Annotated in this window: 13 protein-coding genes, 1 other RNA gene and 1 other annotated feature; of the genes, 12 read left to right on the top strand and 2 right to left on the bottom strand. The window is 39.1% G+C overall.

Annotated elements, in window-relative coordinates; all coding sequences use genetic code 11:
• Nucleotides 1–83: 83 nt before the first annotated feature.
• From recJ to dtd, 4 genes are all read left to right on the top strand, one after another.
• Entirely contained in the window at nt 84–2426 is a 2343-nt protein-coding gene (gene recJ / locus Q5794_RS23760) for a single-stranded-DNA-specific exonuclease RecJ (RefSeq protein ID WP_214984249.1), read from the top strand.
• 15 nt (nt 2427–2441) lie between these two features.
• On the top strand, nt 2442–2954 hold the full coding sequence (locus Q5794_RS23755) for an adenine phosphoribosyltransferase (protein ID WP_013059309.1): 513 nt from the start codon (nt 2442–2444) through the stop codon (nt 2952–2954).
• 185 nt (nt 2955–3139) lie between these two features.
• Nucleotides 3140–5338 (top strand): bifunctional (p)ppGpp synthetase/guanosine-3',5'-bis(diphosphate) 3'-pyrophosphohydrolase, encoded by a 2199-nt coding sequence (locus Q5794_RS23750; protein WP_014458138.1) that lies wholly within the window; start codon nt 3140–3142, stop codon nt 5336–5338.
• Between the two features lie 15 nt (nt 5339–5353).
• Entirely contained in the window at nt 5354–5815 is a 462-nt protein-coding gene (dtd, locus tag Q5794_RS23745) for a D-aminoacyl-tRNA deacylase (RefSeq protein WP_013059307.1), read from the top strand.
• On the opposite strand, the gene Q5794_RS23740 is transcribed toward dtd, so the two are convergent.
• Nucleotides 5806–6690: an N-acetylmuramoyl-L-alanine amidase gene (locus tag Q5794_RS23740; protein ID WP_251033868.1), complete on the bottom strand. Its 885-nt coding sequence runs from the start codon at nt 6688–6690 to the stop codon at nt 5806–5808. The genes dtd and Q5794_RS23740 overlap by 10 nt on opposite strands.
• A 166-nt stretch (nt 6691–6856) precedes the next feature.
• Between Q5794_RS23740 and Q5794_RS23735 the strand changes: the two genes are divergently transcribed.
• The 8 genes from Q5794_RS23735 to pstA all read left to right on the top strand — a co-directional run bounded on the left by Q5794_RS23735 (nt 6857) and on the right by pstA (nt 14953).
• Nucleotides 6857–7033, top strand: a complete 177-nt coding sequence (locus Q5794_RS23735; RefSeq protein ID WP_215054941.1) for an RNA polymerase subunit sigma-70 — start codon at nt 6857–6859, stop codon at nt 7031–7033.
• Nucleotides 7034–7120: 87 nt separating this feature from the next.
• Nucleotides 7121–7353 (top strand) — a binding site (T-box leader).
• Nucleotides 7354–7421: 68 nt separating this feature from the next.
• Nucleotides 7422–8690, top strand: coding sequence for a histidine--tRNA ligase (hisS, locus tag Q5794_RS23730; RefSeq protein ID WP_214984252.1), 1269 nt, complete (start codon nt 7422–7424; stop codon nt 8688–8690).
• Nucleotides 8691–8702: 12 nt separating this feature from the next.
• Nucleotides 8703–10481: an aspartate--tRNA ligase gene (gene aspS / locus Q5794_RS23725; protein WP_214984629.1), complete on the top strand. Its 1779-nt coding sequence runs from the start codon at nt 8703–8705 to the stop codon at nt 10479–10481.
• Nucleotides 10482–10600: 119 nt separating this feature from the next.
• Nucleotides 10601–10782: non-coding RNA, 6S RNA (gene ssrS / locus Q5794_RS23720), on the top strand.
• A gap of 162 nt (nt 10783–10944) precedes the next feature.
• Nucleotides 10945–11709, top strand: coding sequence for a ThiF family adenylyltransferase (locus tag Q5794_RS23715; RefSeq protein ID WP_013059302.1), 765 nt, complete (start codon nt 10945–10947; stop codon nt 11707–11709).
• A 421-nt stretch (nt 11710–12130) separates the two neighbouring features.
• Nucleotides 12131–13015: a phosphate ABC transporter substrate-binding protein PstS family protein gene (locus Q5794_RS23710; protein ID WP_214984253.1), complete on the top strand. Its 885-nt coding sequence runs from the start codon at nt 12131–12133 to the stop codon at nt 13013–13015.
• 124 nt (nt 13016–13139) lie between these two features.
• Nucleotides 13140–14027 carry a phosphate ABC transporter permease subunit PstC gene (pstC, locus tag Q5794_RS23705; protein ID WP_214984254.1) on the top strand — a complete coding sequence of 296 codons (888 nt, stop codon included), beginning with the start codon at nt 13140–13142 and terminating at the stop codon, nt 14025–14027.
• On the top strand, nt 14024–14953 hold the full coding sequence (gene pstA / locus Q5794_RS23700; protein ID WP_214984255.1) for a phosphate ABC transporter permease PstA: 930 nt from the start codon (nt 14024–14026) through the stop codon (nt 14951–14953). Before pstC ends, pstA begins: the two co-directional genes overlap by 4 nt.
• 46 nt (nt 14954–14999) lie before the next feature.
• Here pstA and Q5794_RS23695 read toward each other — a convergent pair whose 3' ends face one another.
• Nucleotides 15000–16277 (bottom strand): replication-associated recombination protein A, encoded by a 1278-nt coding sequence (locus Q5794_RS23695; protein ID WP_214984256.1) that lies wholly within the window; start codon nt 16275–16277, stop codon nt 15000–15002.
• Nucleotides 16278–16434: the final 157 nt, after the last annotated feature.

Below are 16434 nucleotides of genomic sequence, written 5' to 3'. Positions count from 1 at the left end.
TGTCAGAAAAATGTGCTTATTTTCTTTCGTTGCTCCATTTCATCCACTCTAGTATAATAATGTGGGTTAAGGGGTGAAGAGACATGTTACAGTCAAAAAAACGTTGGAATGTTCAAGAATGTGATGAACAACTTGTTAATGAATTTGTAGAAAACCTCAATATTACACCTCTAGTAGCTTCGTTATTACTTAATAGAGGCATGACAACAGTAGAAGCGGCACGTGAGTTTTTACACGTTGATGCACAAACGTTCCACGATCCGTTTTTATTGCACGATATGGACAAAGCGGTAGCTCGTATTCAGCAAGCAATTGATCATAATGAAAAAATTATGATCTATGGAGATTACGATGCTGACGGAGTCAGCAGCACTTCTGTTATGTTATCTGCTTTACAGCAGCTTGGCGCTGATGTTGATTTTTATATTCCTAATCGCTTTACAGAAGGTTATGGGCCGAATAAGGCGGCATTTGATAAAATAAGCGCAGGCGGCTATCAGCTGGTGATTACGGTAGACACAGGTATTTCGGCAGTCGAAGAAACTGCGTATGCACGTGAATTAAACTTTGATTTAATTATTACTGATCACCACGAGCCGGGGCCGGTTTTGCCGGATGCTTATGCAATTATTCATCCAAAGCTGCCTGGAAGTACATATCCATTTAAAGAACTGGCAGGTGTAGGAGTCGCTTTTAAACTCGCTCATGCGCTGTTAGGGGAGCTTCCGGAACATTTGTTAGAACTAGCAGTAATTGGGACGATTGCTGACTTAGTTCCTTTAGTCGACGAAAACCGCTTAATTGCTCGCAAAGGTCTTGACTATCTCAAGCTCACGAAGCGCACCGGAATTGAAGCGCTTCTGAGCGTATGTGGAGTAAAACGTGAAGAAATTAATGAGGATACAATTGGATTTGCGATGGCTCCTCGCATTAATGCAGTAGGACGTCTTCAAGATGCCGATCCAGCTGTTCATTTGCTTATGACGACAAATGCTGAAGAGGCAAAAGGCTTAGCTAAAGAAATTGATGCGTTAAACAAGGAAAGGCAGCAAATCGTAAACGATATTACAGAGGAAGCCGTTGAATTTGTTGAGAGTATGTATCCTCCGGATGAAAACAGCGTTCTTATTGTAGAGGGAGAAGGATGGAATGCAGGCGTTGTTGGAATTGTCGCTTCTAGGCTCGTAGAAAAATTCTATAGACCAACAATTGTACTAAGTATGGACTCTGAAAACCGTATTGCCAAAGGTTCAGCAAGAAGTATCGAAGGTTTTGACTTATTCGCGAACTTATCTAAGTGCCGTGACATTTTGCCGCATTTTGGAGGGCATCCAATGGCAGCCGGCATGACATTAAACAGCGATGATGTAGAAGAGCTGCGCAGACGTCTTAATGAACAAGCAAGCAACGTGTTAACCGAACAGGATTTTATTCCAATTACATCAGTTGATACAGTATGCACAACAGAGGAAATTACGCTGGAAAACATTGAACAAATGAGTGCGCTTGCTCCATTTGGTATGCATAACCCGAAGCCAAAAGTTCTCATTAAAGATGTTCATACAACATCTATGCGGAAAATTGGTGCTAATAAAAATCATTTAAAACTCGTATTTGAAGACAGCGGGGTATCGGTTGATGCAGTAGGATTTGGGTTAGGCTATATATTAGATGAATTATCTCCTATAGCTAAAGTATCATTAGTAGGTGAACTATCTATTAATGAGTGGAATAATATGCGCAAGCCGCAGCTGATGGTGGAAGATATTTCTGTGGATGAATGGCAGATGTTTGATTATCGCAGTGCAGTTGATGTCAAACGTTTCTTTCAGCAGGTATTTACGGATCAAATGAAAGTTGTTGCTTTTCACGCTTCAACAATTGATAAATACAAGTCGCTGCTGCCGATGGAGCATGTTGTTCTTATTCAAGATGAAGAACAGGCAAAAGCATGTATGTTTGCAGGGGAACAGATCGTTTTATTAGATTTGCCTCCTTCACAGAAGTGGCTTGAATGTTTGTTTGTTAAAGGTATCCCTTCTAGAATATACGCTATTTTCTTAACGGAAGAAGACCATTATTTTGATACAATCCCAACTCGCGATCATTTTAAATGGTTTTACGGCTTTTTAGCGAAAAAGGGTCCATTTGATTTAAAACGCTACAAAGAAGATTTAGCGATTCATAAGGGCTGGTCAAAAGAAACGATTGATTTTATAGCAAAGGTGTTTTTTGAGTTAGAATTTGTTACAATAAACAATGGCTTAATTTCGTTAGTGAAAAATTCTGCGAAACGTGATTTAATAGAATCTGCGACTTATCGCCAAAAGCAGCAGCAGATTGAAATAGAAAAAAACTTTATTTATACGTCATATGTACAGCTTAAAAATCAATTTCAAGATATTTTTAAGCGTTCGATTGAATGAGGAGGCAACATTAGAATGAATTTTAAAGATTATATTACAATTGTACCTGACTGGCCAAAACCAGGTATTACATTTAAAGATATCTCAACATTAATGGACAATGGTGATGCATACCGTGCCGCAACGGATGAGATTGTAAAATATGCGAATGATAAACAAGTTGATATTATTGTAGGGCCAGAAGCTCGCGGATTTATCGTTGGTTGTCCAGTAGCATATGCGTTAGGTATCGGTTTTGCACCTGTTCGTAAAGAAGGAAAATTACCGCGTGAAGTAATCAAAGTAGATTACGGTTTAGAATACGGTAAAGACGTATTAACGATTCACAAAGATGCAATTAAGCCAGGTCAGCGCGTGTTGATTACAGATGATTTATTAGCAACAGGCGGTACAATTGAAGCGACAATTAAGCTTGTCGAAGAATTAGGTGGAATTGTTGTTGGAGCTGCGTTCTTAATTGAACTTTCTTACCTTGACGGCCGTGACAAACTGGACGGTTACGATGTATTCACATTAATGACGTATTAAGAAGAACGATCACATAAAAAAGAGTACCTGATACAGGTGCTCTTTTTTCGTTAAAAAACGTTAATACGTAAAATGGAAATGATGTAAATTTGATAAATTAAACGCAAAGGCTTTACATCCTTGGATTTTTTCAAGATAATAGTTACAATATGAATTAAAAATGCTAGTTGATAAAAGGTGATTTCATGGCAAATGAGCAAGTCCTAACAGCGGAACAGGTCATTGACAATACGAAGCGATATTTAAGTGAAGAAGACGTGGCTTTTGTACAAAAAGCATATGATTTTGCAAAAGAAGCTCACAAAGAACAATATCGCAAGTCGGGTGAACCATATATTATCCACCCGATTCAAGTCGCAGGAATTTTAGTTGATCTAGATATGGATCCAGCAACAATTGCAGCTGGATTTCTACATGATGTGGTTGAAGATACAGAGATAACACTAAAAGATTTAGAAAAAGCTTTTAATGAAGAAGTAGCAATGTTAGTAGACGGCGTAACGAAACTGGGAAAAATTAAATATAAGTCTAAAGAAGAGCAGCAGGCTGAAAATCACCGCAAGATGTTTGTAGCAATGGCTCAAGATATTCGAGTCATACTGATCAAACTTGCGGATCGTCTTCATAACATGCGTACGCTAAAACATTTACCGCAGGAAAAACAGCGACGCATTTCAAATGAAACGCTTGAAATTTTTGCTCCTCTTGCTCATCGTCTTGGTATTTCAAAAATTAAGTGGGAGCTTGAAGATACAGCTTTACGTTACTTAAATCCTCAGCAATATTATCGCATTGTAAATTTGATGAAGAAAAAGCGTGCGGAACGCGAGCAGTATTTGGCTGAAGTTATTGATGAAGTTCGAGAGCAAGTAGATGAAGTGTCGATTAAAGTTGAAATTTCAGGACGTCCAAAACATATTTATTCCATCTATCGTAAAATGGCACTGCAAAACAAGCAGTTTAATGAAATTTACGATTTACTAGCTGTGCGCATTATTGTAAATAGCATTAAAGACTGTTATGCGGTGTTAGGAATTATTCACACGTGCTGGAAGCCAATGCCAGGACGTTTCAAAGATTATATTGCAATGCCAAAACAAAATATGTACCAGTCTCTTCATACGACGGTTATCGGACCAAAAGGTGATCCGTTAGAAGTTCAAATTCGAACGTTTGACATGCACCAAATTGCTGAGTATGGAATTGCTGCTCACTGGGCTTACAAAGAGGGAAAAACAGCTGAGCATGCTTCATTTGAAGAAAAGTTGACGTGGTTTAGAGAAATTTTAGAATTTCAAAATGACGCAAACGATGCAGAAGAGTTTATGGAATCTCTAAAAGTTGATTTGTTTTCTGACATGGTTTACATTTTTACGCCAAAAGGCGACGTCATTGAGCTTCCTTCGGGTTCTGTTCCAATTGATTTTTCCTATCGTATTCATTCTGAAATCGGAAATAAAACCATTGGAGCAAAAGTCAACGGCAAGATGGTTACGCTTGATTACCGTTTGAAAACGGGGGACATTATCGAAATTTTGACGTCTAAGCATTCGTATGGTCCAAGCAAGGACTGGTTAAAGCTTGCTCAAACGTCTCAAGCCAAAAATAAAATTCGCCAATTCTTTAAAAAGCAAAGCCGCGATGAAAATATTGAAAAAGGCAAAGAGCTGGTTGAAAAAGAAATTCGTCAAATGGAGTTTGACTTAAAAGAAGTATTAACAGCTGATAATATCAAACGAGTAGCGGAGAAGTTTAATTTCTCAAACGAAGATGATATGTATGCAGCTATTGGGTATAACGGATTAACTGCGGCTCAAGTAGCTAATCGTTTAACTGAGAAGTGGAGAAAGCAGCGCGATCAAGAACAAGAGATCCAAATTGATGATATTGCACGCGATACTGCGGCCAAGCGTGTTCGCCAGCATAAACGAAAAGATTCTGGGGTTATCGTACCGGGTGTAGAGAACATGCTGATTCGCTTGTCTAAATGCTGTAATCCAGTTCCTGGAGATGAGATTGTTGGTTTTATTACAAAGGGGCGAGGAGTATCTGTTCATAGAGCAGATTGTTTAAACGTTCACACAGATGATGCGGAAAGCCGCCTTATTCCTGTAGAGTGGGAAACACATATTAAAGAAGGCAAAGAGTTTAACGTGGAAATTGAAATTTCCGGATACGACCGCAGAGGCTTACTAAATGAAGTTCTGCAGGTTGTAAACGAGACTAAAACGAATATTTCAGCCGTTTCAGGAAAATCGGATCGAAACAAAATGGCTACGATTCATATGTCAATTTCTATTCATAACATCAGTCACCTTCATAAAGTGGTTGAGCGCATTAAGCAGCTTCGAGACATTTATTCAGTTCGCCGAATTATGCATTAAGAAAGGTCGTTATACATGAGAGTAGTCGTACAAAGAGCAAAGAATGCAAAAGTAACTGTTGCAGGTGAGACGGTCGGTGAGATTAAGCACGGATATATGCTTTTAGTGGGCATCACCCATGACGATACTGAAGCTGATGCAGAGTATGTAGCGGATAAAATTGTGAATTTGCGAGTGTTTGATGATGAGTCTGGCAAAATGAATTTGTCGCTTCTAGATGTAGAAGGAGAAATTTTATCGGTATCTCAATTTACGCTGTATGGAGATTGCCGAAAAGGCAGAAGACCAAACTTTATGGGAGCTGCTAGGCCAGATCATGCTGTAACGCTTTACAACTATTTTAATAAAGTATTATCAGAAAAAAATGTTCGAGTAGAAACCGGCGCATTTGGTGAAATGATGGACGTATCATTTACAAATGACGGACCGGTCACGCTTATTGTAGAAAGCAAAGAAAAAACGCAGGCTCACAGATGAGTCTGCGTTTTTTCTTTGCTTTGAAAGTAGTGATTTAATCCTTCAGCGATAGCGGACGTAATCATTTGCTGATAACTGATGGAATTAATATACGTTTCTTCCCGTTCGTTGCTTAAAAAGCCCAGTTCAATTAATGTACTCGGACGTGTATTTTCGCGAAGAACATAATAGTTTCCAAAACGTTCTCCTTTGTCTTTCAATTTTGCATGATTAATAAGGGACTGATGAATAGAATGTGTGAGTGGACTGTCCTGATGCTGATGGTAATAATACGTCATAAGGCCAGTTAGCTGTGAGCTGTTCGTACTGTTGTAGTGAATGCTTATAAAAGCATCTGCTTTAGTCGATTGCAGCGTGCGCTGTGAAAGTAGAACGTACTCATCATGGGTGCGGGTTAAAATGACGTGTGCGCCTTCTTTTTGAAGTTTGTTTTGTAAAATAAGTGCTGTTCGGAGAGTGAGGTCTTTTTCATATGTGCCCTGTGTGCCGATGGCTCCTTTGTCTTTTCCTCCATGGCCTGCATCAATAATAATTGTTTTGCTCTTTAGGTGCCGCAAGCTTTTACTCAGCGTATAAACAGGCTGGCGCTGCGCTACCTGCATGCTAGGCTGAACGCTGCGAAGCGCTACGGTTTTCGTGAATTTTTTAAACACCCATCCTTGAATATCCGAGCTTTCTACATAATACCAATCTCCTTGACGGTCTGAAACGGATAGTCTTGTATTCTTCGTCAATTTATTTGTAATTGAAAATGAACGTCCTGGACCGCTCCGTACATGAAGAGAGTCAGCTGTTACAATAATGGGTTGATGCACCGGTACGTTTGGGCGCTCAAATGAGGAAGAGCACAGTAACAAAAGGATACTTGCAGCCAAAACAGATACAGACTTCATGTTTAGATGGCGAATAGATAGACCTCCTTTTTATAACAAAATAGAGTATTCGATGAAAATAAAAAAAATCCTTTCTCTTATGTAAAAACATCTTTTTTGGGCAATGCTAATAAAAGGATAAGTAAGTGTAGGCAGGGAGGAAGAAACGATGAAGTTTAGTGAAAAAGGTGAACAATCATTTCACCAGGTAAATCCGGTATTTGGCATTCATTTTCATGATTTTATTGACAGAGAAAGTGAAGCTTCGTCCCTTGAATTGGCTTCTGAATTTGGTTTAACGCTTCGAGATATTCAGAAACTAAGAAAACAATTAGACCGCTCTTAACATGAAAGGTGCTTGACAACTGCTCATTTCATTCGTAATATAGAAAGCAATTGCTAAATTAAAATGAATGTATAACATTTTTATATTGATAAGCCAAAGATCGAGAAAAGTAGTAAAGATGACACATGGCTAGAGAGGAAATGTCTTAGGCTGCAAGCATTTCTACATGATGACTTTATGAAAGAACACTCAGGAGGCTTCACTCTGAAAAGGGAAACTTAGTAGGAGATGAACGTGTTCGTGCGTTAACGAAATGAGTGGAAACATGTCATATGTTTCAATTAGGGTGGTACCACGTGAGATCAACTCTCGTCCCTACTATGGAAAAATAGTAGAGGCGAGAGTTTTTTTGTATTGTAAATTTTAAATATAGGAGGCATATCACGTTATGTCAGTTCAAATACCTAGAGGCACACAAGATATTTTACCGGGCAAAGTAGAATATTGGCAGTTTGTTGAACAGCGAGCAAGAGAAATCTGCCGTGCGTTCAACTACCAAGAAATTCGTACACCAATGTTTGAACACACTGAATTATTTTTGCGCGGAGTGGGAGAAACAACAGATATCGTGCAAAAAGAAATGTACACATTTAAAGATCGAGGTGACCGCAGCTTAACGCTTCGTCCAGAAGGAACAGCTGCAGTTGGACGATCATTTGTTTCAAATAAGATGTTTGGAAATCCAACGCAGCCAACCAAGCTGTTTTATATTGGTCCTATGTTTCGCTATGAACGACCTCAAGCGGGACGTTTCCGTCAATTCGTTCAGTTTGGTGTAGAAGCATTAGGGGTAAATGATCCTGCTATTGATGCTGAAGTTCTTGCCCTGTTAATGAGCTTTTACCAATCGCTTGGATTGAAAAAATTAAAGTTGGTTGTTAACAGTTTAGGAGATACAGAAAGTCGTCAAGCTCACCGTCAAGCGCTTATTGACCACTTTGCACCTCGCATTGGAGAGTTTTGCAGCGACTGCCAAAGCAGATTGGAGAAAAATCCTCTTCGTATTTTAGACTGTAAAAAAGATCGTGACCATGAGCTGATGGCTACAGCGCCGTCTATTCTTGATTATTTAAACGACTATTCAAAAGAATATTTTGAAAAAGTACAGCAGTACTTAACCGATTTAGACATTGACTATGTTGTAGATCCGACGCTAGTACGCGGGTTAGATTATTATAATCACACAGCATTTGAACTAATGAGTGAAGCAGAAGGATTTGGCGCCATTACAACTCTTTGTGGCGGAGGCCGTTATAATGGGCTGATTCAAGAAATCGGCGGACCTGAAACACCGGGTATCGGATTCGCTTTAAGTATCGAACGCTTATTATCTGCATTGGAAGCAGAAGGAATTGAGCTTCCGGTAGAAACAGGCGTAGATTGCTATGTAGTAACCATGGGCGATGAAGCAAAAGAAAAATCCGTTTCAATTGTAAATACGCTTCGACGCGCAGGCTTTGTAGCTGATAAAGATTATCAAGATAAAAAAATGAAAGCTCAGTTCAAAGCAGCTGATCGTGTACAAGCAAAATTTGTTGTTGTTCTAGGTGAAGATGAGCTAGCAAAACAAGTTGTAAACGTAAAGAATATGGAATCTGGCGAACAGCAAGAAGTATCAATTGAGCAATTGGTCAGCTATTTGCAAGAACAAGTATAAGGGGGAACCATGATGACAAAACGTTCATACTACTGTGGAGATGTAACAGAACAAGCAACTGGCGAAACAGTTCTATTAAAAGGATGGGTTCAGAAACGCCGTGATTTAGGGGGATTAATCTTTATTGATTTACGCGACCGCGGCGGAGTTGTACAGGTTGTATTTAATCCTGAAAAATCTGCTGAAGCGCTAAAAATTGCTGAAGATGTACGTAATGAATTCGTACTGGAAGTGCAAGGAACTGTTGTGGCTCGTGAAGAGGGAACCGTTAACTCGAACTTAAAAACAGGTAAAATTGAAGTTCACGCTGAGCAGATTACGGTATTAAACAAAGCCAAAACACCTCCTTTTGCTATTGCGGATCAAACGGAAGTATCAGAAGATGTTCGATTAAAATATCGTTATTTAGACCTTCGACGTTCTGAGATGTTTAACACGCTTAAAATGCGCAATGACATTACAAAAACAATTCGTGACTTCTTAGACCAAAATGACTTTTTAGATGTTGAAACACCTATTCTAACGAAAAGTACGCCAGAAGGCGCGCGTGATTATCTTGTGCCAAGCCGCGTGCACGAAGGGGAGTTTTATGCTCTTCCTCAATCACCGCAAATCTTTAAGCAGCTGTTAATGGTAAGCGGAGTTGAGCGTTATTATCAAATTGCTCGCTGCTTCCGCGATGAAGACTTGCGTGCAGATCGTCAGCCTGAATTTACTCAAATCGATATTGAAACATCATTTTTATCTCAAGAGGACATCATGACAATGACGGAAGAAATGATGTCTAAAGTAATGAAGCGCGTAAAAAATTTAGATGTAACGACGCCTTTCCCGCGCATCTCATATGATGAAGCGATGAGTCGCTACGGTTCAGATAAGCCGGATACACGTTTTGAAATGGAGCTAGTCAACTTATCAGAGCTTGTGAAAGACTGCGGGTTCAAAGTATTTAGCGCAGCAGTTGAAAACGGCGGAGAAGTAAAAGCAATTAACGTAAAAGGTGCCGCTTCTAGCTATTCACGTAAAGATATCGATGCTCTAACAGAGTTCGTGAAAATTTACGGTGCTAAAGGGTTAGCATGGCTGAAAGTTGAAGCTGACGGCTTAAAAGGACCGATTGCAAAATTCTTCAATGAAGATGAGCAAAAGCAATTTGCTGAAGCTCTTCAAACGGAAGAAGGAGATTTACTTTTATTTGTAGCTGATAAAAAGTCAGTTGTAGCAGATGCACTTGGCGCTCTTCGTCTAAAGCTTGCAAAAGAACAAGGAATTATTGATGAAACGAAATTTAACTTCCTATGGGTAACAGATTGGCCTCTTCTTGAGCATGACGAAGAAGACAACCGTTACTACGCGGCTCATCATCCATTCACAATGCCAGTTCGTGAAGATTTACCAATGTTAGAAAGCGATCCTGGACAAGTCCGTGCACAAGCATATGACTTAGTATTGAATGGTTACGAACTTGGCGGAGGATCTTTACGTATTTACGAGCGTGATATTCAAGAAAAAATGTTTAAAACGCTTGGGTTTACATTAGAAGAAGCATATGAGCAGTTCGGTTTCTTACTTGAAGCATTTGAATACGGTACTCCTCCTCACGGCGGAATTGCGTTAGGTCTTGATCGTTTGGTTATGCTTCTAGCAGGACGCACAAACTTGCGTGATACAATTGCCTTCCCTAAAACAGCAAGTGCAAGCTGTCTATTAACAAACGCACCTGGTGAAGTAAGTGAAGCGCAATTAGACGAGCTGCATTTACAGGTAAAAAAGCAAAAAACAGAAGCGTAATCGATTGAACCGTCTGTTAAATCGAGCCTGTCACTGGAACATGACAGGCTCAATTTTTTTTGTTTTACTTATTAATTGCAAAGTGATTTTTTCTGTGATAAGATACTTTCAAGAACTAAATAGTCCTGATGTGTTCGTCCTTAATCCAGTTTTGACCGAACAATTTTTTGCTTGGGAGCTCGAAGTTTTTAACGAGCGTACATGCCTCATCTCGAGGACTTACAATGGTTAAAGCAGAGCACCCACCTGCCGAGAGCGGGTTCAAAACGAAGGCACTCGAGACGGCACGATCGGGACTAGCATACATATAAGAAATTCTCTATGTAATTATTTGCATAGAGTTTTTTTATGGATAAATAACGAATGCTCATGTTCGTTTTGCTAAAAATATGGTATAGTCAATTTCGTTGTTTATTTGAATTAATCATACACGTTGGTGTATTTAATAGAGGAGTGTTTTAACATGTTGCATCAGTTTTCGCGTAATGAACTGGCGATAGGAAAAGAAGGGCTAGCTACTTTAAAAGGCAGCACAGTTGCTATCTTAGGGATAGGAGGAGTAGGATCATTTTCTGCTGAGGCCTTGGCTCGGTCAGGAGTAGGGCGTTTAATTCTTGTAGATAAAGACGACGTTGATATTACAAACGTAAATCGTCAAATTCACGCGCTGCTTTCTACGGTAGGTCAGCCCAAGACAGAATTAATGAAAAAGCGTATTTTAGATATTAACCCGGACTGTGACGTCGTTTCTCTTCAAATGTTTTATACAGAAGAAACATATGAAGAGTTCTTTAGTTACAAACCGGACTTCGTAGTGGATGCATCCGATACGATTTCGTATAAGATTCATTTAATGAAAGAATGTTTAAAACGTGATATTCCGATTATTTCAAGTATGGGTGCTGCGAATAAAATGGATCCAACACGTTTTAAAATTGCAGACATTTCAAAGACACATACAGATCCGATTGCAAAAGTGGTTCGTACTCGTCTGCGTAAAGAAGGAATTCGCAAAGGAATTAATGTCGTTTTTTCTGATGAACGTCCAATCGTTATTCGCGAAGAAGTTCGCAAAGAAGTAGGAAACGATCAAGCGCAAATTCGCAAAGCAAAAATGCCCCCATCTTCTAATGCTTTTGTTCCATCTGTAGCAGGATTAATTATGGGCGGTCATGTTATCAATGAATTATTAAGTGATATTAAGATTCGCCGCGTAGGTGATGAATAAAAAGAAGGCTATCGCAGCCTTCTTTTTTTATGGGAATATCTGTTCTATTTATGCTTTGGATGGAATCTTCTGTTTGATATGTACAAAAAGTACTAATAAATTGAAAAATATGGCTTGATAGTGGATTTACACTGTATTAAAAAAAGAGATTTATGTAAATTTATTTAACGCTTTATTTACATAAAATTTACGTTTTCGCTTTCTTTCTTTTGTATCTTCTACAGTAATATTCAGAAAGTCTTATATATCAAGGATTTTCATAGAAATAAGAAAAAATAAACCCCAAATAAGTAAGTTTACAGTAACTTAAAATTCACTTCATATAAAGACAACAATCTACTCGTATAATGTGTCTTGTACCTGTTGTTCGAGTACAAAGGACTAGTACTAATTACACATATATTTATTGGAGGGTAATGTAATGAAAACAAAGGGTTTTAAAGTAACATTAGCAGCTTTTTTAATGGTAGGAGCACTAGCAGCATGTGGTAAAGACGGAGCAAGCAACGACAGTGGTTCGGGCAGCAAAGAAGAAGTGTCAGGTACGTTAACAGCGGCGGGATCTACAGCTTTACAACCACTTGCAGAAGAAGCAGCGAATGGAATTACTGAAAAATATCCAAACCTTTCAGTAACGGTACAAGGTGGAGGTAGTGGAACTGGTGTTAACCAAGTAGCATCAGGAGCAGTTGACATTGGTAATTCTGACGTTCCAGCAGCCGATAAAATCGAAGATAAATCAAAAGCAAATAAACTTGTGGATACGAAAGTAGCGGGCATTGGGTTCGCACTTGTTGTAAATAAAGATGTAAAAGTAGAATCGTTAACAAAAGAGCAAATTCAAAAGATTTTCTCTGGCGAAATTAAAAACTGGAAAGAAGTTGGCGGAAACGATGAAAAAATTAACGTAATCAACCGTCCAGCATCATCTGGTACACGTGCTACATTTGAGAAGACATTAATGGGTGAAGCAAAAGTAAATGACAGCGTTGGTACAGCTCAAGATTCAAACGGAGCGGTTGAGCAATCAGTAAACTCAACGCCAGGAGCAGTAAGTTACCTTGCTATGTCGTATTTAATTGGCGATAAAAAAGAAAGTTTAAAAATGCTTAATATTGATGGTGTGGAGCCAACAACAGAAAATATTGTTTCTAAAAAATATCCGTTCTGGTCTTATGAGTATATGATTACAAACGGTGAGCCAAAAGATGGTGCAAAAGAGTACATTGACTATGTAGCTGGTAAAGACTTTGCTAAGCAAGTAGAAGATATGGGATATATCCCAATGACTGAGTTCAAAAAATAAGAGTGTTTTTAAAAAGAATAGGGCTGACTAACACAGTCAGTCTTATTCTATTTGAATGTTAATAAAGTATATAGCGAATAAAAAGAAAAGCGAATATATACTGAATATGTAAGGAGACAGAGCGATGAAGGGGAAAAAATCCATTAATTATGTAAAAAGCGAATACATTGGCCGTACGCTTTCTACATTTTGCGGTATTTTAATTGTACTTGTTACGTTAGCTATTATCCTATTTATTTGTGAAAAAGGCATACAGTCATTTTTACAAAGTAATATATCAATCGGTGAAATGTTGACTTCAACAAAATGGAGCCCAAACAATAAAGAATACGGGGCACTTGTGTTTATTCTGGGTTCCATGCTTGTATCAATCGGAGCCGTTATTATAAGTGCTCCCATTGGAATTGCTATCGCCATTTTTAACAACTATATTTCGCCTAAATTTGGTTCAACGGTTTTACGACCGGTTTTAGAACTCTTAGTCGGAGTTCCTTCAGTGGTATACGGTCTTTTAGGGGTTACCATTTTAGTGCCGCTTCTTCGCGATAACTTCGGCGGAGTGGGCTTTAGTTTGATTGCCGGAATTATTGTCTTAAGCGTCATGATTCTTCCGACGATGGCAAGTATTGCTGACGATGCAATTCGAAGCGTAGCACCTGAATATTTAGAAGCTTCTTATGGACTAGGTTCAACAAGATGGCAGGCAATTAGCCGAGTCATTATTCCATCTGCTAAAACAGGTATTTTAACAGGTGTCGTGTTAGGGCTTGCCCGCGCATTTGGAGAAGCGCTAGCTGTTCAAATGGTTATCGGAAATACGGTTAAGCTTCCTGAAAGCTTATATAGCCCAACGGCAACATTAACAGGTATTTTAACAATGGATATGTCTAATACGTTAAACGGAACGGCATGGAATAACGCATTGTGGACGTTAGCCATGATTTTACTGCTTATTTCTTTCGTGTTCATTTTAATTATCCGAGCAATTGGGAAACGAGGTGCTCATCAATGAGAAACAAAAATGCACGCACAGTAAATAATATATGGACAGGTGTTTTTTATGGCATTGCCGCTCTAGTTGTGGCGCTATTAGTGTATTTAGTTGTTGAAATTATCGCTAAAGGCTGGGGATTTTGGGATCCGAACTTTTTATTTGGAAAGCCAAGCAATACGATGGCAGGAGGCGGTATCGGACCGCAGCTGTTTAACTCGTTCTACATGCTTGTTTTAACGCTGATCATTTCTATTCCTCTTGGTTTAGGAGCTGGAATTTATTTAGCGGAGTACGCGAAGCAAGGTCGTTTCTTAAATTTCGTTCGCTTATGTATTGAGACAATGGCGTCATTACCGTCCATTGTAGTTGGGTTATTTGGATTATTAATTTTCGTCACATTTTCCGGCTGGGGCTATACGCTTATCGGCGGAGCACTGGTGATTACAATTTTGAATTTACCGGGTTTAACGCGCGTATGTGAAAGTGCAATTGCATCTGTTCCTGCGAGTGTAAAAGAAGCGAGTTTAGGTTTAGGTGCGACTAAATGGCAGACAATTGTTAAAGTCGTCATTCCATCAGCGATTCAACAAATTATCACAGGTGTTATTTTAACAGCGGGACGAATCTTTGGAGAGGCAGCTGCGTTGATTTATACGGCTGGCTTAACGACGCCGATGTTAAATTCAAATGCTGACTTAACGAGTCCTGTAAACCCGTTTAATATTTTTCGGCCAGCAGAGACGCTTGCCGTCCACATTTGGAAATTAAACTCTGAAGGAATCGTACCTGATGCAAGATTGATTGCAACAAAGTCAGCTGCTATTCTGATCATTATGGTTCTGTTGTTTAACATTATCGCTCGTTTAGTCGCTAAACTTTTAGACAGCTATTTCAAAGGTTCAACAAAAACGAAAAAACGAAAAGACGTTAAAAGTGTAGCTTAATAGATAAAGACAAAAAAGAAAATGGCTTTGAAACTGAGCATCAGTTTCAGCCATTTTCTTTTTTTAATGTCTCTAAACGATTGAAAACTTTTGAAAAGTATTTTTCTTGTCCATTTTGTTTAGGATGAAAATATTGTTTGTTTTTGATGCGATCCGGTAAATACTGTTGAAGGACCCATCCGTTATCAAAATCATGCGGGTATTGATATTCAACGCCTCGGCCAAGGTTCTCTGCTCCTTTGTAATGAGCATCCTTCAAATGAGGGGGAACGTCGCCGGACAGCCCTTTTTTAATATCACTTATCGCTTCATCTAATGCTTTGTAAGCAGCGTTGGACTTTGGTGATAGGCAAAGCTCAATAACGGCGTTTGCAAGTGGGATACGTGCTTCTGGGAGTCCTAATCGCTCAGTTGCTTGAATAGCTGCGAGAGTTCTCATGCCGGCATCCGGATCAGCTAGTCCAATGTCTTCATAGGCAATGACTAAAAGGCGACGATTGATGCTGATCAAGTCTCCTGCTTCAATTAGCCGTCCTAAATAATGAAGAGCGGCATTTACGTCGCTGCCGCGAATCGATTTTTGAAAAGCTGATAATACATCATAGTGAGCGTCACCATTTTTATCATGTGAAAAATATTTTTGCTGCAGACATTCTTCTGCCGTTTGTAAGGTAATAACGATTTTACCATCGCCTTCACCTGTTGATAAAACAGCCAGTTCCAGAGCATTCAAAGCCGAGCGCACGTCACCGTTACAGCTGTTGGCAAAGTGGTTCATGGCGTCATCTTCAACGATAATTTTTCTATCCCCAAATCCGTTGGATGAGTCGTTGAGTGCTCTTGTTAGCGCCATTTTGATATCATCTGGCGTAAGAGATTTTAATTCGAAGATTTGGCATCTGCTTCGAATAGCAGGATTAATCGCGTGATAAGGATTGCTTGTTGTCGCTCCGATTAGAATGATCATACCGTTTTCTAAATAAGGAAGCAAAAAGTCTTGCTTGGCTTTGTCAAGGCGATGAACTTCATCTAACAGCAGAATTACTTTGCCTGACATTTTGGCTTCTTCGGCGACAATTTCCATATCTTTTTTATTGTTTACAACGGCATTTAACTGACGAAACGCCGTGTTGGTTGTTTTTGCAATAGCTGTGGCAATTGTTGTTTTTCCAACGCCTGGAGGCCCATATAAAATCATCGAGCTTAAGTGATTTGCTTTTACCATTCGATAAATCATTTTATCTTTGCCAACTAAATGCTGCTGCCCGATAACGTCATCTAAATGAGTCGGACGCATTCGAAATGCGAGAGGTTTTGTAGCCATGTTGTTCTCCTTTCTTTTCTTTCACTGTATCACAAGAGGTGAATAGGTGGTGGAAATTTATCTTATAGGCATAGTATGTTATAATATCAACAGTTACATTTGCAAGAAACGCGTATAGAGAAGTTCATATAGCTTAGTAAAAACGACTCATCACAGC

Origin of the sequence: Priestia megaterium (genome assembly GCF_041941685.1) — a bacterium.
Classification (GTDB): domain Bacteria; phylum Bacillota; class Bacilli; order Bacillales; family Bacillaceae_H; genus Priestia; species Priestia megaterium_C.
Note: the sequence above shows the minus strand (reverse complement) of the source record. Positions and strands in the feature narration are given on the sequence as shown.

Bases quoted from the DNA above. Each gene is read 5' to 3' on its own strand.
- Q5794_RS23715 (WP_013059302.1), top strand. From the start codon at position 10,945: ATGTTGCATCAGTTTTCGCGTAATGAACTGGCGATAGGAAAAGAAGGG.
- Q5794_RS23695 (WP_214984256.1), bottom strand. From the start codon at position 16,277: ATGGCTACAAAACCTCTCGCATTTCGAATGCGTCCGACTCATTTAGAT.
- Q5794_RS23710 (WP_214984253.1), top strand. From the start codon at position 12,131: ATGAAAACAAAGGGTTTTAAAGTAACATTAGCAGCTTTTTTAATGGTA.
- aspS (WP_214984629.1), top strand. From the start codon at position 8,703: ATGACAAAACGTTCATACTACTGTGGAGATGTAACAGAACAAGCAACT.
- dtd (WP_013059307.1), top strand. From the start codon at position 5,354: ATGAGAGTAGTCGTACAAAGAGCAAAGAATGCAAAAGTAACTGTTGCA.
- hisS (WP_214984252.1), top strand. From the start codon at position 7,422: ATGTCAGTTCAAATACCTAGAGGCACACAAGATATTTTACCGGGCAAA.
- recJ (WP_214984249.1), top strand. From the start codon at position 84: ATGTTACAGTCAAAAAAACGTTGGAATGTTCAAGAATGTGATGAACAA.
- Q5794_RS23750 (WP_014458138.1), top strand. From the start codon at position 3,140: ATGGCAAATGAGCAAGTCCTAACAGCGGAACAGGTCATTGACAATACG.
- pstC (WP_214984254.1), top strand. From the start codon at position 13,140: ATGAAGGGGAAAAAATCCATTAATTATGTAAAAAGCGAATACATTGGC.
- Q5794_RS23735 (WP_215054941.1), top strand. From the start codon at position 6,857: ATGAAGTTTAGTGAAAAAGGTGAACAATCATTTCACCAGGTAAATCCG.
- pstA (WP_214984255.1), top strand. From the start codon at position 14,024: ATGAGAAACAAAAATGCACGCACAGTAAATAATATATGGACAGGTGTT.
- Q5794_RS23755 (WP_013059309.1), top strand. From the start codon at position 2,442: ATGAATTTTAAAGATTATATTACAATTGTACCTGACTGGCCAAAACCA.